General features: G+C 69.9%; 18 protein-coding genes. 13 read left to right on the forward strand and 5 right to left on the reverse strand.

The window, feature by feature from the left end:
- The first annotated feature begins 45 nt into the window (after positions 1-45).
- Positions 46-1,116, forward strand: a complete 1,071-nt coding sequence (locus tag OF852_RS00095) for a saccharopine dehydrogenase NADP-binding domain-containing protein (RefSeq protein ID WP_271119787.1) — start codon at positions 46-48, stop codon at positions 1,114-1,116.
- Positions 1,117-1,188: 72 nt separating this feature from the next.
- Here OF852_RS00095 and OF852_RS00100 read toward each other — a convergent pair whose 3' ends face one another.
- On the reverse strand, positions 1,189-1,899 hold the full coding sequence (locus OF852_RS00100; RefSeq protein WP_271119788.1) for an SDR family oxidoreductase: 711 nt from the start codon (positions 1,897-1,899) through the stop codon (positions 1,189-1,191).
- 164 nt (positions 1,900-2,063) lie between these two features.
- On the opposite strand from OF852_RS00100, the gene OF852_RS00105 reads away from it, so the two are divergent.
- The 8 genes from OF852_RS00105 to OF852_RS00140 all read left to right on the forward strand — a co-directional run bounded on the left by OF852_RS00105 (position 2,064) and on the right by OF852_RS00140 (position 11,642).
- Positions 2,064-2,906 carry a helix-turn-helix domain-containing protein gene (locus tag OF852_RS00105; RefSeq protein WP_271119789.1) on the forward strand — a complete coding sequence of 281 codons (843 nt, stop codon included), beginning with the start codon at positions 2,064-2,066 and terminating at the stop codon, positions 2,904-2,906.
- A 32-nt stretch (positions 2,907-2,938) separates the two neighbouring features.
- Positions 2,939-3,130 (forward strand): hypothetical protein, encoded by a 192-nt coding sequence (locus tag OF852_RS00110; RefSeq protein ID WP_271119790.1) that lies wholly within the window; start codon positions 2,939-2,941, stop codon positions 3,128-3,130.
- Between the two features lie 153 nt (positions 3,131-3,283).
- On the forward strand, positions 3,284-4,399 hold the full coding sequence (locus OF852_RS00115) for a DNA cytosine methyltransferase (RefSeq protein ID WP_271119791.1): 1,116 nt from the start codon (positions 3,284-3,286) through the stop codon (positions 4,397-4,399).
- A gap of 83 nt (positions 4,400-4,482) precedes the next feature.
- Positions 4,483-7,197 carry a Z1 domain-containing protein gene (locus tag OF852_RS00120; protein ID WP_271119792.1) on the forward strand — a complete coding sequence of 905 codons (2,715 nt, stop codon included), beginning with the start codon at positions 4,483-4,485 and terminating at the stop codon, positions 7,195-7,197.
- Positions 7,197-8,168, forward strand: coding sequence for a PD-(D/E)XK motif protein (locus OF852_RS00125; RefSeq protein ID WP_271121185.1), 972 nt, complete (start codon positions 7,197-7,199; stop codon positions 8,166-8,168). Before OF852_RS00120 ends, OF852_RS00125 begins: the two co-directional genes overlap by 1 nt.
- The gene (locus tag OF852_RS00130; RefSeq protein WP_271119793.1) at positions 8,165-10,021 is read left to right on the forward strand and encodes a hypothetical protein; all 1,857 of its coding nucleotides are present in this window, start codon (positions 8,165-8,167) and stop codon (positions 10,019-10,021) included. The genes OF852_RS00125 and OF852_RS00130 overlap by 4 nt, the downstream gene beginning before the upstream one ends.
- Complete coding sequence (locus tag OF852_RS00135) at positions 10,018-10,911, forward strand: hypothetical protein (RefSeq protein ID WP_271119794.1); 894 nt, start codon at positions 10,018-10,020, stop codon at positions 10,909-10,911. The genes OF852_RS00130 and OF852_RS00135 overlap by 4 nt, the downstream gene beginning before the upstream one ends.
- Positions 10,908-11,642 carry a hypothetical protein gene (locus OF852_RS00140; RefSeq protein WP_271119795.1) on the forward strand — a complete coding sequence of 245 codons (735 nt, stop codon included), beginning with the start codon at positions 10,908-10,910 and terminating at the stop codon, positions 11,640-11,642. Before OF852_RS00135 ends, OF852_RS00140 begins: the two co-directional genes overlap by 4 nt.
- Before the next feature lie 66 nt (positions 11,643-11,708).
- Here the strand turns inward: OF852_RS00140 and OF852_RS00145 are convergent, their stop codons facing one another.
- On the reverse strand, positions 11,709-12,158 hold the full coding sequence (locus OF852_RS00145) for a very short patch repair endonuclease (protein WP_271119796.1): 450 nt from the start codon (positions 12,156-12,158) through the stop codon (positions 11,709-11,711).
- Between the two features lie 38 nt (positions 12,159-12,196).
- Positions 12,197-14,341 carry a DEAD/DEAH box helicase gene (locus OF852_RS00150; protein ID WP_271119797.1) on the reverse strand — a complete coding sequence of 715 codons (2,145 nt, stop codon included), beginning with the start codon at positions 14,339-14,341 and terminating at the stop codon, positions 12,197-12,199.
- Between the two features lie 115 nt (positions 14,342-14,456).
- Between OF852_RS00150 and OF852_RS00155 the strand changes: the two genes are divergently transcribed.
- Genes OF852_RS00155 through OF852_RS00170 form a run of 4 tightly spaced genes read left to right on the forward strand, consistent with a single transcriptional unit; the run spans position 14,457 to position 18,368 of the window.
- Positions 14,457-15,482 carry an iron-siderophore ABC transporter substrate-binding protein gene (locus tag OF852_RS00155; protein WP_271119798.1) on the forward strand — a complete coding sequence of 342 codons (1,026 nt, stop codon included), beginning with the start codon at positions 14,457-14,459 and terminating at the stop codon, positions 15,480-15,482.
- A complete protein-coding gene (locus OF852_RS00160; protein ID WP_271119799.1) occupies positions 15,479-16,525 on the forward strand; it encodes a FecCD family ABC transporter permease in 1,047 nt (348 codons plus the stop codon). Before OF852_RS00155 ends, OF852_RS00160 begins: the two co-directional genes overlap by 4 nt.
- Positions 16,522-17,571 (forward strand): FecCD family ABC transporter permease, encoded by a 1,050-nt coding sequence (locus tag OF852_RS00165; protein WP_442908634.1) that lies wholly within the window; start codon positions 16,522-16,524, stop codon positions 17,569-17,571. The genes OF852_RS00160 and OF852_RS00165 overlap by 4 nt, the downstream gene beginning before the upstream one ends.
- Positions 17,568-18,368: an ABC transporter ATP-binding protein gene (locus OF852_RS00170; protein WP_271119800.1), complete on the forward strand. Its 801-nt coding sequence runs from the start codon at positions 17,568-17,570 to the stop codon at positions 18,366-18,368. The genes OF852_RS00165 and OF852_RS00170 overlap by 4 nt, the downstream gene beginning before the upstream one ends.
- 29 nt (positions 18,369-18,397) lie before the next feature.
- Here OF852_RS00170 and OF852_RS00175 read toward each other — a convergent pair whose 3' ends face one another.
- On the reverse strand, positions 18,398-19,138 hold the full coding sequence (locus tag OF852_RS00175) for a CPBP family intramembrane glutamic endopeptidase (RefSeq protein WP_271119801.1): 741 nt from the start codon (positions 19,136-19,138) through the stop codon (positions 18,398-18,400).
- A 14-nt stretch (positions 19,139-19,152) separates the two neighbouring features.
- Positions 19,153-19,920, reverse strand: coding sequence for a putative protein N(5)-glutamine methyltransferase (locus OF852_RS00180; RefSeq protein WP_271119802.1), 768 nt, complete (start codon positions 19,918-19,920; stop codon positions 19,153-19,155).
- Between the last annotated feature and the right edge of the window lie 113 nt (positions 19,921-20,033).

A 20,033-nucleotide genomic window follows, 5' to 3' on the forward strand; every position in this document is an offset into this window, starting at 1 on the left:
CCTATGCTGATGTCACGCAATGTCATCACACGGAGAGGGCACGACATGACGGAACACGGCGAGGTATGGGTTCTCGGAGCGACGGGACGCACGGGGAGCCGGGTCGCACGCTCGCTCGCCGACCGCGGCGTCCGCGTGGTGCTCGTCGGCCGGGATGCCGCACGACTCGACGCGCTCGCACACGAGAGCGGAGCAGCACGGACGATCGTCGCGGCCGATGTGCCGGCGATGGCTCGACTGATCCGCGCCGCGCAACCCGCAGTGGTCGTCAACACCGTGGGTCCGTTCGCCGAGACGGCCGGTCCGATCGCCGAGGCCTGCCTCCCCGGCAGCTCCTATGCCGACCTCGCCAACGACGCGGTGGCCGCCGCCGCCATCCTCGCGCTGCACGATCGCGCGGTGGACGCCGGCCGCACGCTGATCACCGGAGCCGGCTTCGGGGTGGTCGGCACCGAGGGCCCCCTCACGACGCTCTGCGCCGGTCGCCCGGTTCCCCAGACGGTGAGGGTGGACGGGATGGCGTCCCTGGCGATGCCCGCGAGCGTGATGGGCGACGCCTTGGCCGGGACCATCGTCGACGCCTTCGCCGATCGCGCGCGCCGTGTGACCGGTGGGCACACGGTCCGGACCGGGATGGGGTCGCACTCCGAGCGCGTCCCGCTGCCCGACGGCTCACACGTCTCGACGGGCGCGTGGGGATCGGGGGACCTCATCACGGCGCAGCGCGTGAGCAGGGCCCGAGAGGTGATCGCCGCATCCACGGAAGTCCCGACCGCCGCCGCCGTGCGGGCGTTCCTCCCGCTCGCCCGATGGCTGCTCTCCATCGGGCCGCTCCGTCGACTCGCCGCAGGGCAGTTGGCCAAGGTCCGCGCCGCGGCCCGTCCCATGCCACGCTCCCACACCTGGGGCCGCGCACGGGTCGAGTGGGCCGACGGCAGCGTTCGAACGGCCTGGCTGAAAGCCGGCGATGCCTTCGACTTCACGGCCGAGATCCTGAGCGAGAGCGCGCATCGCATCCTCGATCACCGCGCGCGAGCCGGCGCGGGCACACCGGTCGAGCTTCTCGGACTCGATCTCATCGATGCGGCAGGGGGAGAGCTCTCCGTCGACGGATGAGTCGCCGAGCGAGGCGACCCGTCTCCGGTGCGCCCGTCCTGGGCGGGCGCCGTCTCGCGGCTCCTCGGGGGCTCAGCGTCCGGGGAGGGTGTTCAAGGCCTGGCTGCGCTGTTCGAGGAGAGCGGTGTAGGTGCCGTCGCGCTCAGCCCACCGCAGTCGCTTGGCGGCCTCGACGACGATCTCCTGCGGTGTCGGGTTCGTCGTGAGCAGCGACAGGACCTCGTCGAGGAAGTCGCCCAGCGGAAGGGCGGCGGGGTTGAGCTTCTCCTGGCCGGCGTTCGCGACGGCTGGGGGAATCAGCTCCGTCACCTGGACGCCGGTGCCCGCGAGCTGCGCACGCAGCGCCTCCGTGTAGGCGTGCACGCCCGCTTTCGACGCCCCGTAGGTGGGCATGAGCGGGAAGGGGAGGAATCCGATCCCCGAGGTCACCGTCATGATGTCGGCGGAGCCGCGCGCCACGAGGTGGGGCGTGAACGCGTCGATCACGCGGATCGTGCCGAGGAGGTTGGTCTGGATCGTGGTCTCGGCCTGCGCGGAGTGGGCGGGGTCGCGGAGGTCTTCGACGAGCATGATGCCCGACATCGTGACCACCATGTCGAGGTCGGGGTGGCGTTCGAGCACCTCGTCGCGTGCGCGGAGCACGGACGCCTGGTCGCTGACGTCGATGCGGACGGTGTCGAGATCGGTGACGTCGTGCACACCGCGCCCGCCGACGACGACGGTGCTGCCCGCGTGCGAGAGCCGCTGCGCGAGCCCGTATCCGATGCCGGACGTCCCGCCCACGATCAAGGCCGTTCGGTTGCTGATATCCATCTGTGTGACACTCCTTCGACGATGTTTGCTGGTCGGAAGTCTTCGCGGCGCGGGGGCGATCGGGAAGTGCCCCGCCCGACCAGGGGTCCCGCAGGGCACCCCCAGCGGGTGGGCGCCGCGGCTAGCGTGGGCGTGTGGACGACGACACTCGCGGCAACCGGCTCGGGGAGTACCTGCGCGCCCGTCGTGATGTGGTGACGCCGGACCAGGTCGGCCTCCCCTCGACGGCGGGACGCCGTGTGAGCGGACTGCGCCGCGAAGAGGTCGCGATGCTGGCCGGCATCAGCGGCGACTACTACTTGCGGCTCGAACGCGGCCGTGACGCGAACCCCTCCACGCAGGTGCTGGCCGCCCTCGCGCGCGTGCTGCAGCTCGACGAGGTCGAGACGGAGTACCTGATGGGCCTGCGCGCCTCACGGCCGCATCCGGCACGTCGGCGCCGGCAATTCCGGATCCCGCCGCGGGTGCATCAGCTGCTGGAGGTGCTGCACGCGCCGGCATTCATCGAGACGCCCTATTTCGACATCCTCGCTGAGAACTCGCTCGCGCACGCGTTCTCACCGCGACTCGTCCGCGGACGCAACCGCATCCTCGATCTCTTCCTCAACCCGGAAGAGCGCGCGTTCCAGCAGGATTGGGCCGGCTCGCTCGCCGATTCCGTCGCGTCGTTCCGACGCTCGCTCGGCGATGACGTCGACGACGCGCGAGTGGTCGAGATCGTCGGTGAGCTCTCCCTCGCCAGTGCGCGATTCCGGCAGCTCTGGGCACGGCATGATGTGCGTCCGCTCGAAGGAGGGAGCGCGACCGTCAGCCATCCGATCGTCGGAGAGATGCGGCTGCACCGAGAGAAGCTCCGCCTCGCCGAGGTGATCCTGGTCGTCTACTACCCCGAGCCCGACAGCGACGCGGCCGAGAAGCTCGCATTCCTCGCGGGGCTCGGTGCCCCATCCCCAGACACGCGGCAGGTCAGCGGGTGACCTCGTCCCGTCTGCGACGACCCCCTCGACGCGTGGGCTCCAACCTGCGCATCGTGCCCGCGGACCTCCCCGACTCGCTGCAGGTGCGCCTCCAGCGGCTCTACCCGGGAGCGCGCATCTTCGCGCAGGCCTCGGCCCTGTCGGTGCCGCTGCCGTCGGGGGAGACGGCGGGTGCGGAGCTCGTGGAGTGGGTGCGGGGCTGCTGGATGCGGTGTTTCCGGTGAAGGACGAGGCTGCGTGAAGGTAGAGGGCCCGCGTACCCCGTCGTCCTCGTCGTCGAGTGCGGTCGGCGTTGTCGCATGCTCGAACTAGCGTTCGAAGCAAGGCAAGCAGAACTGGCGCTAGGCTGCTGTCCGTGCTCGATGGAGGAAACCGCAATGACTGACCGCACCTTCCGGTTCGGAGAGCTCTTCTGCGGCCCAGGAGGCATGGCGAAGGGGGCCCATGATGCCGCCGCGTCCACGGGCGTCGACCTTGTGCACAAGTGGGCGAACGACTACGACCGCGATACCTGCGCGACCTACCTCCTCAACATGGAGCGCTACGGGGCGACGACCGAGACGGTGATCCACGGCAATGTGCGAGAGCTCGAGATCGAGGCCCTCGAAGGTATCGACGGCTTCGCATTCGGGTTCCCGTGTAACGACTTCTCGAGTGTCGGCGAGTGGCGAGGTCTGGATGGGGAGTACGGACCCCTCTACTCCTTCGGAGTCCGCGTGCTTGAGGCCCACGAGCCCGAATGGTTCGTCGCAGAGAACGTCTCCGGGTTGCAGAGTGCGAACGAGGGGCGAGCGTTCACCCAGATCCTGGGGGAGCTCGCGGCGGCCGGCGAGCACGGATACGACTTATACCCGCACCTGTACAGCTTCGATGAATATGGAGTTCCGCAACGTCGGCGTCGGATCATGATCGTGGGAATCCGAGGCGACCAGCAGTACGAGTTCCGCGTTCCCGCGCCCTCGATCTATGAGGGGATACCGGTGTCCGCGCGGCACGCTCTGATGGAGCCGCCTATGCATCGCGGGATGCTGAACCATGAGTACACGCGCCAATCCGATCGCGTCGTCGAGCGTCTCAACTACATCCGCCCCGGCGAGAACGCCTTCAACGCAGTCGACCTGCCTGAGCGGCTCAAGCTCAACGTCCGCGGCGCGACGATCAGCCAGATCTACAAGCGACTCCACCCCGACCAGCCGGCCTACACGGTGACGGGCTCGGGTGGCGGCGGCACCCATATGTACCACTGGAACGAGTCCCGAGCGCTGACCAGCCGCGAGAAGGCACGTTTGCAGACTTTCCCCGATGACTACGAGTTCATCGGCTCTCGCGACAGCGTGCGGAAGCAGGTCGGCATGGCGGTCCCGGTGAGAGGTGCCGAAGCGGTGTTCACCGCGCTCTTCAAGTCGATCCGGGGGGAGGCGTACCCGAGCGTCGCCCCCAGTCTGGGGCACGTCGCCGCTCGTCCGCGCCGCGATGACAGAGGCGATCAGTAAGGTCTTCTCAATGTCGCCGTGGCATCTGACGAGGCTTTCGAGTGGGGTCGCGGCCTCGGACACATCGTCGAATGGGGAGCTCAGTGACGCAGACCGGCCTGTCGCCTGAACAGTTTCTAATCGGGCTGCGCGCCTACGAGGGGATACTCGCGGGGCAGACCGGCCGCCCCTCTGAGTCGGCAGAGATCGAGGCACGCCAGCTCATCGAGCGCATGTTCGACGGCTTCGGAGCTGCGTTGGACAGGTACCTCATCGAGCAGCGGGACCTTGTCCACGTGATCTCTCTCGGGAACATGATCAAAAAGGACGGCGGCTTCGCCACCTGGTACAGCGGTCCACGCACCGCGGTCGGCGAGTGGCCGGCCTATCGGCGGGTGCTCGAGTCCCGCCTGCCTGCGGAGGCTGTCGAAGACATCGATCTCTCGACGACCCGCATCTTGTCGAGGGCGGCGAATCCGCTGGTGCCGGGCGAGCGCCGGAAGGGCCTCGTCATCGGATATGTGCAGTCGGGGAAGACTGCGAACTACGCGGGGTTGATCGCGAAGGCAGTCGACGCCGGCTACCGGATCGTGATCGTGCTTGCGGGGATGTACACCAATCTGCGAGCGCAGACGCAGCTGCGGCTGGAATCGGACCTCAACCTCAATGACGCACACGACAAGCACGGTGTCGCGTGGTCGCTCCTCACGGGTCGCGACAGCGATATCTCGGCATCGAACGGCGTCGGGTTCATGGCGAACAACTCGATGGTCGCGGTCATGATCGTCAAGAAGCATGAGGCGCGACTCGCGAATGTCACCGCGTTTCTCAAGTCGATTCCGGAAGAGACCCTCCGGAACCGCGGAGTGCTCATCGTCGATGACGAGTCCGATCAGGCGACTCCGAACACGCAGGGCGGCCGCGACCTGGTGTCGACGATCAATCAGCGGGTGCGGGACATCTGGAAGGCTGTTCCCACCGGCACGTACGTCGCGTACACGGCCACGCCGTTCGCGAACATCTTCATCAACCCTTCGGACCCGGATGACCTCTACCCCGACGACTTCGCGATGGTGCTTCCGAAGCCAGCCGAGTATATGGGGGCCGACCGCTTCTTCAATGTCGTGCAGGACGCGGATGCAGACGGCGACGAGGGCATCCACTCGCTGGCTCGCGATGTCCCGGCTGCCGAGGCGGACGTGCTCGCGCCGACGGGACGAGACATCTCGAAGTTCGAGCCGATCATCACGCCGTCACTGGCCGAGGCGATCAGGTGGTTCGTGCTCGCGACAGCGGTTCGAGAGCTGCGTGTCGGCGCCCCCTCGCACTCGTCGATGCTGCTGCACACCTCCCATCGGGTCGGCGCACACCAGCTGCTGAAGGACGTCGTCCTCGAGTTCACCCAGGGGCTTGCCCTCAGCGGAGACGAGGAGGAGGCTGCCTTCCAGCAAGTGTTCGAACGCGAGTACGGTCGAGCATCGACTCTGGACGGCGGCGAGGAAGCGCCGGAATGGGCAGTCGTGTGGGCGGCGGCAACGGGGCTGCTCGGCAGGTTGACCATCAAGATCGACAACGGGCAGTCAGACGATCGCCTCGCCTATCCAGACGGCTCCCCGCAGTTCGTGATCGCGATCGGCGGCGGCACCCTCTCGCGAGGTCTGACGCTCGAGGGGCTGGTCGTGTCGTATTTTCTTCGCACGTCCAGCACCTACGACACCCTCTTGCAGATGGGGAGGTGGTTCGGATTCCGTCCGCGATACCGCGACCTCGTCCGCGTCTGGGTTGGTCCGGGACTCCTCGAGGACTACTCGCACCTCGCTCGAGTCGAATCGGAGCTGCGAGGCGAGGTGGCGCAACTCGAACGGGAGCTCAAGACTCCTCGCGATCTGGCGATCAGGATCCGCAACCACCCGGGGCGCCTGCAGATCACGGCCCCCGGCAAGATGGCGAACGCGGCGATCGTCCAGGCCGGACTCGGAGGCACTCGGCGTCAGACGATCTACCTCGACAGGTCTGCGATCGGCGCAGAACGGGCGCGAGTCGCGGTACGAGCGCTGGCCGAACGAGCTCAGCAAATCGGCGATCCGCTTCGAAGCGGCGCCGACTCGGGCCACCTGCTGTTTCAAGGTCTTGCGGGCGGTGACGTCATCGACTTCCTGAGCCGATATTGGGTTGCCTCGTCCGACCCCTGGCTCCAGCCGGAGGCCATGAGGGACTGGCTGTCGCGCCACGGGGAGGAAGCGAGTTGGGATCTCCTGCTCGTCTCCGGTCCATCGCGACGTCCTCGCACCGAGATCGCGCCGGGCCTCAGCGTGAACGTCGTCAATCGCGCCCCGCTGGACAACCGATACTGGAGTGTCGATCGTCTTCCCGAGGCGCCGCCCCAGGATTCCGACATCGTGAACGTCAGAGCGCTGATGTCGGGGGCAGACTCCGTGCTCGACCTCAAGATCCGGCGTAGAGCCGGGGTGCTCGCGGATGCCGACGGGCTCCTCGACCACGTCGATACCCGCAAGATGGAGACGGTGCGCGCGGTTCGGCGGATGATCGCTCCGGATCGGGGTGTCCTCCTGATCTACGTGGTCGACAAGGACTCCATTCCGGAGGACAGCAACTCGAAGACGAGGACGACGATGTCCGCGGATGCCCACCCGATCGGAATCGGAGTCGTCTTCCCTCACGCGGAGGGCGAAGACGATGGCGAGTTCGTCGCCGTCGACGTCGCGTTCGACGGCGATGCAGACCGGGAGCGCGACGCGGCCGAGGAGTCGCTGGGCTTTGCAGACACCGAAGGCGACTACACCCGGACCGAAGCGTGATGGCCGGCGCCGGTTACGCTCGGGTCGCGCACGCGTTCGAGCTGATCGACGAGCGGGACGTGATGATCGGGGAGGCCGCGGTCGCCGCGATCGGCCCAGATCGGGATCTGCACGAGGCCCGCCTCGCCAGAGACCACTCCGGTCTCATCCACTTGATGGTCCGGTTGCCTGAGGGGCGCGAGCGCTTCACGCCGCCGGTCGGGCGCGTGCTCCCCGCGACATGGTTTCGCGACGGGAATGGCGGCGCGACGTACCTGAGCGTTGTCAGCGTAGACCCTGCGCTCAACCCGACCTTCCTCTCCCTGATCGGCGAGATGCTGAATCGCGTCGAGGAGTCTGGGGCTGCCTGTATCGACGAGCTCGTGCGAGTGATCAGCGCGTGGCGGGAGGCGCTCGAGCGAGAGCAGCTCGGAACTTCGCGGTCTCAGCTCGTCGGGCTCTTCGGGGAGCTCGTCGTACTCGAGCGCCTAGCCGCATCGGATCCGGACCGTGCGCTCCGCGCGTGGCGCGGCAAGGACGGCTATCGACACGACTTCTTCCTCGACAATGCGATCGAGGTCAAGTCGTACACGGGAGTCGACTCGCCGGTCGCCGAGGTGCATGGCGCGTACCAGCTGGATCCGCCGGCGGGCGGATCTCTGCACCTTTTGGCGTTCCGGCTCGAGGAGAATGCGGCCGGGGACTCGATAAAGGACATCATGCGCCGCCTCGGGGATCTCGGTATCGCCCTCGATGCGATGCTCTCCCGCTCGTCTGATGCCGCCCCTATCGTGGTCGATGACAACCTGAGATTTCTGGTCGCGGAGGAGCGGCTCTACGAGGTCACGGAGCGGTTCCCTGGCCTCCGGGCTTCCCGTCTCGGTGCGGACTCGCTCCATGCTGTATCTCGGATCCGTTATGCCCTCCTGCTCGATGCCTGCCCGGACCGGATCGACATCGAGAACCTCCCCGCGCTCCTGGAGAACCTGTGACCGATCCCCGCCCCGCGCTCATGCAGTGGTTTCCGAAGAGGTTCGCACCGGGGGACATGGATTCCTCGAGCGGAGAGCGACTCCTCGGCAGGACGGAGCTCTCGCCTCTGGAGATCCTGATCCGCGAGACTGCTCAGAACAGCTGGGATGCCGCGATCGAGGGCGGCCGGCCTGCGTACGGGCTCAGCCTGCGCTCGCTCGACTCGACGACCCGGGATACGCTGCGAGATCTGCTGATCGGACCCGGTCGCCCGGACGTCGACAGCACCCTGTATGACCGAGCGGTCGAGATCTTCGATCGGGGGACATGCGGTCTCGACGGACCGGTGACGCTCGACTGGGCTTCGGACGACGTTCCCCGTAACTACCAGGATCTGATCCTGAAGCTCGGAGTGCCTCGGGATGATGGCAAGGGCGGAGGCACGTACGGATTCGGGAAGACGGCGGCGTATGCCTACAGCGCCATCGGGACTCTGGTGTTCTGGACGCGTTGTGTGAACGCCGATGGTCTGATCGAAGACCGTCTCATCGCATCCGCGTTCAGAGACGCCTACGCCCAGGACGGTGTGCAGTACACCGGGAGACATTGGTGGGGACGTGTGGAGGGAGAGATGATCCTCCCGCTCGTCGGCGAAGACGCAAGGAGCCTCGGTGCGCGCTTGTTCGAACGGGGGTTCGGCGCAGAGGAGACCGGTACCTCCATCCTCATCCTCGCTCCTCTCGTCGCAGGCGCTCCTGCTGATGATGAGGGAGCTGAAGCCCTGAGCCCGGAGCGGGCGTTCGAGACCTCAGCTCGAAGCGCCATTCGCAGGCACTTGTGGCCGAAGCTCATCGGCGCACCGGGAGCAGGCTCCTCTCCGATGGAGATCCAGCTCCGTGTCGCAACTCGAGATATCCCGCTGATCGATGAGCGTCCCGGCGCGCTGCAGATGTGGGGTGCGGCGCTCAACGCGATTCGAGGCGCACGCCAGGAGCCGCAGGTCACGATGCACACCCCTGACCTGCTTCCGATCGATGTCATCCCGATCGTTCGTCATGGCTCCCAGCTCGGACACGTCGCGATCGTCAGGCGCATTCAAGCCCTCGGCTCGCAGATCCCGAACGATGATCTCGACCCGGCGTCGAGCTCTGGCCCCGGTCGAATCGCACTCATGCGCGGGCAGACGGAACTGATCGTCAGCAACGAGGAGTGGGTGACGGCGACGGAACTCGAGGGCGTCGACTGGTTCGCGGTGTACAAGTCCGCCGATGACTTCGACGCCGCATATGCCAGAACCGAGCCGCCTGCCCACGATGCCTGGGTTCCCAGCGCCGCCGGAGAGGACGGCCTGATCATCAAGCACACCAAGCGGCGCATCATCTCGGCGATCGAGGGTGAGCTTCGACCCGTCGTAGCCGCCGAACGGGGCGAGGCCCTCACGCTGCGGACCTCGCAGCTGTCGAAACGGTTCAGGATGATGATGCCGACTCGCGTGGAGAACGACGAACGGGCCCCGGAGCGGACCGGACCCGGGCGTCGACGTGCGACAGGGCGCGGAGCGCTTGTGAGCGTCGATGCTCAACCGCCGCGGTTCCTCGGCACCTTCGACGACGGCGGTCAGCGGCAGATCCTCGATTTCGTCGTGCGTGGAGAGGGAACCAGAGCCGCGATCCGGGTCGATGTGCACGCGATCGGCGATGATGGCGCGAGGGAACCGGTCCCGGCAGGTCGGCTCGACGCGGTCTGGCACGGCGCCGAGAGCTGGGATCAGAGCGGCGCGACCGTACCCGTCGGGGTCTCAGTCGCGCTCGAGTTCACGGGCGTGCCGCGTCGTGCCCTTCGTGTCGAGCTCGATGCGGAGGCGATCGCGTGACCGCGGTCGAGACCCGCCCGTACGCGACGCCATCGAGGACGGCCGTCGAGGTCGACGTCAGCATGGTTGCGCCTCGTGTCGACTTCGAGTCGGTGGCGGAGAGCTGGTCGCCTGGCCAGGGCGTGATGGTCCGGGCATCAGCTGCTCTCGCCACGACGTTCTGGAGCGAATCCTTCATGCCGGAGGGGGAGCCAGTCTGGCTGGTCGGGACCATGACCTGTGCGGCTGCCAAGGTGAGCAGACGCGAGCAAGCCCAGTTCCACTGGGTCGACGGCGCCTGGCGGGCGTCCGTCGACGTCGGTCTGGACGGCGACGACATCGCCGTCGAGCTGGTGGTCGATTGGAGCGTCGTCGGCGACGGGCGGACAGGGAGCCGCGACTCGACGCGGTCGATTCATCGAGGTGCTCGCCTCTGGCAGGCGCCCGAATCCACCGTCGTGCGACTTGAACGCGACGGCGGGGGCTTCCCGACATCCGCGTTGTCGTTCGAGGCCACCGGACGAAGGCGAGTGCCGTGGGCCGTCGAGGTCCGGAACGATGCCGCTGTCGAGTCGCGCATCACGTCGGCGGTACGGCTCTTCGTCAACACCGATCTGCGCGTCAGCGATGACATCGTGGACGGCGGCGCAGGTGATGACACCTATCTGGCGATCGGAGCCGATATCCACCTCGCGGTCCTGCACTTTCTGGGCTCGGTCGCGACGCCGCTCCGCGAGCTCGAGAGGGTTGCCGAGTCGAAGGTCGATTCGATGGCGGCGCTCGGGTTCAGCATCGCGGACAGCCTGGGCCTCACGGTCGAGACGGCAAGGAACCTCGCGTGCGACGATCCGACTGGCCTTCTCGCCCGATCGCGCGAGGTTCTGGGATCGTTCGAGAGGAGGGGCGCATGAGCGTTCTGTATCCCAGGCTCGACGCCGACTCGGTTGTCCGAGGTATCGAGGGTCTAGAAGAGCGATTGCGTCTCGGCCTCCCCCTGGAGCCTGCCGACAGCGGAGAGATCCACGCCGACGCTCAGTTTCCAGCGGAGGGGAACCCTGTCTCCGGCGCCCGTCTGCGTGAGCTGCGCAACCACGTGCTCGAATCGATCGCGAGTCTGCGGAGCGGAACCCGTGCGGATGAGTTGCGAGAGCTGGATGCCTCGGCGGGCCGAGCGCTCAACAGCTGGTTCGAGGTGGAAGGACGAGGACAGGCGGCCCACCCTGATATCTGGCCCTACCTGACGATCATGGTCCTCCCTGATGTCGCAGTCAGACGGTTTCCCCCCGACCGAGATGGCCTCCTGGCACGCGCGAGGTTCGCGGCGGGGCGGCGGAATGTATTCCACCGTCTCTACCTGCGCTCGTGGGTGCTCGGACCGCTCCTCGACGAGCCCGATCTGCCGATATTCGAAGACGACCTCGTCGGGCTCATCGATCGGAATCTGTCGGCGGACCATCAGCTCGCGCGCCTCGTCAGTGAGCAAATCTTCGCTGTCGGTCGGCGAGCCAATCGACGTGATGTCGTACGCGAGGGTTTCAAGGCTCTGCAGTTCGAGCTCCGGGTGACTGATCTGGGCGCGTTGTCGGACGCTGACCTACGTGCTCTTCTCGCTGAGACCTTTCAGGCGACGACTCCTGCCTGAGTAGATGGTCGAGTCGCCGGCGACGACGGCCTGGGCTCGATCGAGTCGGAGACCTTGCCGATCTTGTCAGATGCGCGTCACGGTCGGACCATTCGCCTCGGGCGGCCGGCTGCGCTGGCGGAAGGTCTCGCGAACTCGACTAGAAGCCTCGTTCGGTCGCTCGTGCTCCCAGAACCGGAGCACGGTCCACCCCAGTGCCTCGAGCGCCGCATCCGTCTCGCGGTCGCGCTCGATGTTGCGGGCGAGCTTCGGCCCCCAGTAGTCGGCGTTGCGCTTCGGGATGGTGCGGTGCTCGGGGCAGCCGTGCCAGAAGCAGCCGTCGATGAAGACGACGAGCTTCGCGCGGGTGAAGACGATGTCGCCGCGGACGCGCAGGGGTGGGGCGAGGCGATAGTCGACTCGGTAGCGGAGGCCGGCGGCGTGCAGGAGACGGCGCACCTCCAGCTCCGGCTTGGTGTCCCGGCGGCGGTTGCCCTGCATCGAGCGCCGGGAGCCGGGCGTCGATGCCCACGACATGGCGACAGGCTACGCCGAGCCCGTCCGGCGCGCCTGCGTCACCCCGCCACCCCCAGCGTGAACGGCAGCACCGCATCCGCCCCCGCCTCGCGCAGCAGTCGCGCCGCGACCGTGAGGGTCCAGCGCGAGTCGGCGAGGTCGTCCACGAGGAGCACGGGGCCGTCGAGGGAGGCGAGGTCGGCGGCGAGCGCGGGGCCGACCGCGAAGGCCGGCCAGACGGCGGCGAGCCGGGCGACGCTCGGGCCGCCGGGGCCGCCGGCCGGGGGCGCGACGAGGTCCAGCGCGCCGAGGAACGGCATCCGGCCGATCTGCGACAGGCCCGTCGCGAGCGACGAGACGAGCTGCGGGTGCGAGGTGGACGGCATTGCGACGATCGCGGCGGGTCGCTCCGCCCAGTCCCACTGCGTGAGCACCTCGACACAGGCGCCCAGCAACGGCTGGGGGACCGGCGCGTCGGGCGTGCCCGGCGCGAAGAGCGTGCGGAGGGCGCCGCCCCAGCCGAGATCGGTGAGGCGGGCGACCGCCCGGCCGTCGTGGGCCTGCTTGCTCGGCGCGATGCGGCCGCGCACGGGCAGGCCGCGGGAGTCGGCGCCGGTCGGCCACTGCTTGCGCGCCTCGATGACGACGCCGACGCGGTCGAGCGCGGTGCGCGCACCCGACGACGCGGCCGAGGACACGTCCGACGAGAACCAGGCGCCCGCGCAGCGGTCGCAGCGACCGCAGGGCGCGGCGGTCTCGTCGTCGAGGGTGCGCTGCAGGAACTCCATGCGGCAGCCGCTCGTCTGCTCGTAGTCGAGCATGTGCTGCTGCTCCGCCTTCCGGGCGGCGGCGATGCGCGTGTAGCGCTCCTCGTCGTACTCCCAGGGCTCGCCCGTCGCGAGCCAGCCGCCGCGGACCCGCTGGACCGCGCCATCCACATCCAGCACCTTGAGCAGGAGCTCGAGGCGCGAGCGGCGCACGTCGACGAGCGCCTCGAGGGCAGGCGTCGACGTCGGCTGCTCGCGCGAGAGCGCACCGAGCACGGCGTCGGCTCGCGAGCGGGTCGGCATCGAGACCGTCGCGAAGTACTCCCAGATCGCCTCGTCCTCCTGCCCGGGCAGCAGCAGGACATCCGCCGAGGCCGTCGCGCGGCCCGCGCGCCCGACCTGCTGGTAGTACGCCACCGGCGAGGACGGCGCCCCGAGGTGCACGACGAAGCCGAGGTCCGGCTTGTCGAAGCCCATGCCGAGCGCGCTCGTCGCGACGAGCGCCTTCACGCGGTTCTCCTTCAACGCCCGCTCGGCGAGGAGGCGCTCCTCCTGATCGGTCTGGCCCGTGTAGGCGAGGACCTCGTGGCCGGCCTCGCGCAGCATCCTCGCCGTGTCCTCCGCGGCCGAGACCGTGAGCGTGTAGATGATGCCGCTGCCGGGGAGCTCTGCGAGATGCGCGAGCAGCCAGCCGAGCCGTGTCGCCTGATCGGGGAGGCGGAGCACGCCCAGTCGGAGGGAGGCGCGCGCGAGCGGGCCGCGGATCGTGAGCACGCGCGAGGAGCCGCCGAGCTGCTCGGCCACATCCTCCACGACGCGGGCGTTCGCCGTCGCGGTCGTCGCGAGCACGGGCACGGACCCGGGCAGCTGCGCGACGAGCTCGCGGAGGCGGCGGTAGTCGGGGCGGAAGTCATGGCCCCAGTCGGAGATGCAGTGCGCCTCGTCGATCACGACGAGCCCCGTGCGCGAGACGAGCTCGGGCAGCTGCTCGTCGCGGAAGGCCGGGTTGTTGAGGCGCTCGGGGGAGACGAGGAGCACGTCGATCTCGTCGGCCGCGAGCGAGGAGAGGATGCTCGACCACTCGTGCTGGTTGGTCGAGTCGATCGAGACCGCGCGGACCCCGACGCGCGCGGCCGCCGCGACCTGATCGCGCATGAGCGCGAGCAGCGGCGACACGAGGATCGTCGGGCCCGCGCCCCGGTCGCGGAGGAGGCGGGTCGCGACGAAGTAGACGGCCGACTTGCCCCAGCCGGTGCGCTGCACGACGAGGGCTCGGCGGTGCTCGTCGACGAGGGCGCCGATCGCCTCGAACTGGCCGTCGTGGAACTCGGCATCATCGCGGCCGGTCAGCGCCCGGAGGGCGGCGAGGGCGGCGGTGCGGGTGTCGGGGGCGGTGTCAGCGGCGGGTGCGGCGTCGGGATGCTCGGGGGAGGGCATGGATCGAGGGTGTCATGCGGGGATGACATCGGGGCGCGGAACGCAGGGTGCGGGGCATCGAGATTAGGGTAGGCTTACCTCTTGTTCCCCTCCCACAGTCTGAAAGGGACCTTCCTTGCGCATCACCCGAACCCTCGCCGTGCTCGCCGCGGCGACGCTCGCCACCGGCCTCGCGGCCTGCTCCAGCGGCCCGGCCGAGACCGGCGCCGGCGACGGCGGCGACGACGCGGCCTTCCCCGTCACGATCGAGCACGTCTACGGCGAGACCACGATCGAGGCGAAGCCCGAGCGCGTCGCCACCGTCGCGTGGGCGAACCACGAGGTCCCGCTCGCCCTCGGCGTCGTGCCGGTGGGCATGGAGAAGGCGACCTGGGGCGACGACGACGGCAACGGCATCCTCCCCTGGGTCGAGGACGCGCTCGCGGAGCTCGGCGGCGAGGAGCCCGTGCTCTTCGACGGCGGCGACGGCATCGACTTCGAGGCGATCGCCGACACCCAGCCCGATGTGATCCTCGCCTCCTACTCCGGCCTCACCGAGGAGGAGTACGACACGCTCTCGAAGATCGCCCCGACCGTCGCCTACCCCGAGATCGCCTGGGGCACGACGGTGGACCAGATGATCGAGCTCAACTCCAAGGCGCTCGGCCTCGAGGCCGAGGGGCAGGCGCTCATCGAGGACCTCGAGGCGCAGACGACGGAGGCGCTCGAGGCGAACCCGGGCCTGGAGGACACCAAGGCGCTGTTCGCCTTCATGGACCCGAGCGACTTCAGCCAGATCGGCTACTACACGCTCGCCGACACGCGCCCCGGCTTCCTCGCGGCCGCCGGCCTCCCGCAGCCCTCCCTCATCGCGGACGACGCCGACACGACCGAGTTCTACCTCTCGATCTCGTCGGAGGAGGCGGAGAAGTTCGAGGACGTCGACGTGTTCGTCACCTACGGCGACCCCGAGGGCGACCTCGTCGAGCAGATGCAGGCCGACCCGCTCCTCTCCAAGATCCCCGCGATCGCCGAGGGCCGCATCGCGATCCTGCCGGACGCCACGCCGCTCGCCGCCTCCGCGAACCCCGGCCCGCTCTCCATCCCGTGGGGCCTGACGGACTACTTCAAGATCCTCGCCGACGCCGCGAACGCGGGGTGAGCGACACCGTCACGACGCTGACCCCGCCGGACGCCGCACCACTGCGGCGTCCGGCGGCGGTCCGCCTGGCCTGGCTCCTCGCCGGAGCGGGCGCCATCGTCGTGCTCTTCGTCCTCTCGGTCTCCTTCGGGGTCCGCGAGGTCTCGCTCGCCGAGATCGCCGCCGCGCTCACCGGCGACACGAGCGGCATCTCCGAGGCGGCCGTCACCCGCCGCATCCCGCGCACCGTGCTCGCGCTGCTCGTTGGCGCCGCCCTCGCGCTCTCCGGCGCGACCATGCAGGCCGTCACCCGCAACCCGCTCGCCGACCCCGGCATCCTCGGCGTCTCGAGCGGCGCCGCCTTCGCGGTCATCGTCGGCATCGCCTTCTTCGGGATGTCGAACCCCTACGCCTTCATGGTCGTCGCCATCGTCGGCGCGGCCGCCGCCGCCGTCTTCGTCTACGGCGTCGGCTCGCTCGGGCGCGGCGGCGCGACGCCCCTCAAGCTCGCCCTCGCGGGCGCCGCCACCTCCGCGGCCCTGAGCTCCCTCGTCAGCGCGATCCTGCTGCCGCGCGTCGACATCATGACCCTCTTCCGCGCCTGGCAGATCGGCGGCGTCGGCGGCGCCCAGTGGGAGCGCATGGGCACCGTCGTCCCGGCCCTCGCCCTCGGCGCGCTCATCTGCCTCGCGACGGCGCGCGGCATGAACTCCCTCGCCCTCGGCGACGACCTCGCCGCCGGACTCGGCGAGCACGTCGGCCGCACGCGCCTCCTCGCCTCCGTCGGCGCCATCATCCTCTGCGGCGCCGCGACCGCGATCGCCGGCCCCATCGGCTTCGTCGGCCTCGTCGTCCCGCACCTCTGCCGCCTCCTCATCGGCACCGACCACCGCTGGCTGCTGCCCTTCTCGGCGCTCGTCGGCGCCGGCCTCCTGCTCCTCTCGGACATCGTCGGCCGGGTCGTCGCGCGCCCCGAGGAGATCGAGGTCGGGATCATCACGGCCGTCATCGGGGCGCCCTTCTTCATCTGGGTGGTCCGCCGGCAGAAGGTGCGCGAGCTGTGACCGCGACCACCGCCCGCCCCGCCGTCACGGGCGCCGAGATCATGGCCGGTCGCCGCGCGCGACAGCGGCGCCGACTCGTCGTCACGGTCGTCATCGCGGCGATCGTCGTCGCGACCTACCTCGTGACCCTCATGGTCGGCAACACCTTCTACGGGCTCGACAAGGTGATCCGCGTCATCCTCGGCGAGACGGTGCCGGGCGCCTCGTTCACGGTCGGCGAGCTCCGGCTCCCTCGCGTCACGCAGGCGCTGCTCACCGGCCTCGCGTTCGGGATGGCGGGCGTCACCTTCCAGACGATGCTCCGCAACCCGCTCGCCTCGCCCGACATCATCGGCGTCACCTGGGGGGCGAGCGCCGCCGCCGTCGTCGGCATCATCATCCTCGGCGTGAGCGAGACGATCGTCTCCCTCATGGCGCTCGCGGCGGCCCTGCTCACGGCCCTCCTGCTCTTCGCGCTCTCGAACCGGGGCGGCTTCGCGGGCGCCCGCCTCATCCTCATGGGCATCGGGATCGCGGCCGTGCTCGACAGCATCGTCTCCTACGTGCTCTCGCGGGCCGCCGCCTGGGACATGCAGACGGCCATGCAGTGGCTCATCGGCAGCGTCAACAACGCGAGCTGGGATCGCGTGTGGCCGCTCGCGCTCGCGAGCCTCGTGCTCGTCCCGGTCCTCGTGCTGCGCTCCAAGGACCTCGACACGCTGCGCCTGGGCGACGACTCCGCGGCCGCCCTCGGCGTGCGCGTGCGCCTCACCCGCTTCACGCTCATCCTCGCCGCCGTCATGCTGCTCGCCTTCGCGACCGCGGCGAGCGGCCCGGTCGCCTTCGTCGCCTTCATGGCGGGCCCCATCGCCGCGCGCCTCGTCGGCCCCGGCGCCTCGCTGCTCGTCCCCGCGGGGCTCGTGGGGGCCGCCCTCGTCATGCTCTCCGACCTGATCGGGCAGTTCGCCTTCGAGCGCTATCCGGTCGGCGTCATCACCGGCATCCTCGGGGCGCCGTACCTCATCTACCTCCTCATCAGGACCAACCGCTCCGGAGGCTCCCTGTGACCGAACACCACACGCTCGAGGCGCAGCGGGTCACGCTCGCCTACGGCGACCGGACGGTCGCCGACGCGCTCGACCTGCGGGTCGCGCCCGGCCGCGTCACCGCGATCGTCGGCCCGAACGGCTGCGGCAAGTCGACGCTGCTGCGCGCCCTCGCGCGCCTCATCGCGCCGAAGACGGGCGAGGTCCTCCTCGACGGGGCGGCGATCCACGGCGGCCACTCGAAGGAGATCGCGCGGGTCCTCGGACTCCTGCCGCAGAGCCCCGTCGCGCCCGAGGGCATCGCCGTCGCCGACCTCGTCGGCCGCGGCCGCACCCCGCACCAGAAGCTGCTCGCCCGCTGGAGCGCCGAGGACTACGACGCCGTCGCCGCCGCGCTCGAGGCGACCGGCACGACCGAGCTCGCCGACCGCAGCGTCGACGAGCTCTCCGGCGGGCAGCGGCAGCGCGTCTGGATCGCGATGGCGCTCGCCCAGCAGACCGACATCCTGCTCCTCGACGAACCGACCACCTTCCTCGACGTCGCGCACCAGGTCGAGGTGCTCGACCTCCTCGCCGAGCTCAACCACGAGCGCGGCACGACGGTCGTCATGGTCCTCCACGACCTCAACCTCGCGGCGCGCTACGCCGACGAGCTCGTCGTCATCAGCGAGGGCCGCGTGCACGCGCAGGGGGCGCCGGGCGACATCATCACCGCCGACACCGTGCGCGAGGTCTTCGGGCTCGACTCCCGCATCCTCGAGGACCCGGTCTCGCGCACGCCGATGGTCGTCCCGATCGGGCGGCACCGCCTGGCCTGAGGGACCCGCATCCGGGCTCGGGCCCGGGGTCAGCGCTCACGCCAGACGCCTCCCAGTGCGACGGGGATGAGCACGAGCGACCGGAGGTCGATCGCCGCGTGGAGCAGGATCGGCCACAGGATCGAGCCGGTGACGACGTAGACGAGCGTCATGACGAGCCCGAGCGCCGTCGTCGCGAGGACCCCCGTCCAGCCCTGGTAGAGGTGCAGCAGGCCGAAGAGGACCGCCGCGATGCCGAAGGCGAGGAGGCCGTCGCCGAGCACGCCGAAGAGGAGTGCGGGCAGCGCGAGCCGGAACAGCAGCTCCTCGACGACGCCCGCGTTCGCACCCAGGGCGGCGCCCCAGCGCAGCTCGCCGCGGGTGCGGGGGAGGAGCGCGCCGACATCGCCGACGGCGGGGATCTCGTCGACCTTCCCGCGGAGCGCGAGCACCGGCACGACGAGCGCGGCGAGGACCAGGATGCCGAGGCCGGCGGCGACCGCGACCCCGGGAGGCGTGCCGAGCTGCGCGACCGGCCACGCGATCCAGGTCGGCTCGCGCGCCTCGCGCAGCGCCTGCGGCACGAACGGCCACGCCGCGAGGAGGATCGCCGCCGAGAGCCCGCCCATGAGCGCCATCGACTCGGTGAGCCACCGCCGGTACACGCGCTGCCGGGCGAGCGTCGTGCGCAGCCGCTTGAACCGCGCGTAGTCGCGGCGCTCGCGCGTCACCGCGCGCCACACGAGCACGGCGAGGACGACGAGCAGCAGCGCGACGAGAGCGGAGGTCACCAGACCATCCTCCGTCACGGAAGCCGGGCGATCATCACCGTGCCGTCGAGCTCCTCGTCCCGCGTGATCCGCGCGCGCAGGCCCGCGGCCTCCGCGGCGGCGAGCAGCTCATCCGCCTGGCCGCGGCTCGTCTCGATGAGCACGTGCCCGCCAGGCGCGAGCCAGGTGGCCGCGCCCTGGAGGATCCGGCGATGCACCGCCAGGCCGTCGACGCCGCCGTCGAGGGCGACCCGGTGCTCGTGGAGCCGCGCCTCGCGCGGCATGAGCGGGATGTCGTCGCTCGGCACGTACGGCGCGTTCGCCGCGAGCACGCTGACCCGGCCGAGGATGCCGGTCGGCAGCGCCTCGAAGAGGTCGCCCTCGACGACGATCGCGCCCGGCGCGTTCTCCCGCGCGCACTCGAGGGCCGTCGGATCGATGTCGGCGCAGATGAGCTCGACCTCCGGACGCTCGGCCTGGACGGCGGCGCCGATCGCACCCACCCCGCAGCAGAGGTCGACGACGACCTCGCGAGAGCCCTCCGGCAGCAGGGCCACCGCGCGCTCGACGACGGCGCCCGTGCGGGCCCGGGGCACGAAGACGCCGGGCGCGACCCGGAGCCGGAGCCCGCGGAACGCCGCCCAGCCGACGATGACCTCCAGCGGCTCGCCCGCCACGCGCCGGGCCGTCCACTCCTCGAGCTCGACCTCGTCGAGGGCGTCTCCGCGCAGCAGCGCGGCCTCCGCCTCGGCGTAGACGCTGCCGGCGGTGCGCAGTCGCGCGATCAGCGGGTCGGCCTCCATCTGCTCAAGCTAGCGGCGCGGACCGGGACTCGGAAGATCGGGTCTCGCGCGGCGGAAACGACTCGGATCCGGCGGATCCTCCGAGTCCTGCGCCGGCGCGCGGCAGGATGGGG

It is taken from the genome of Homoserinibacter sp. YIM 151385, from assembly GCF_027912415.1.
Taxonomy (GTDB): domain Bacteria; phylum Actinomycetota; class Actinomycetes; order Actinomycetales; family Microbacteriaceae; genus Schumannella.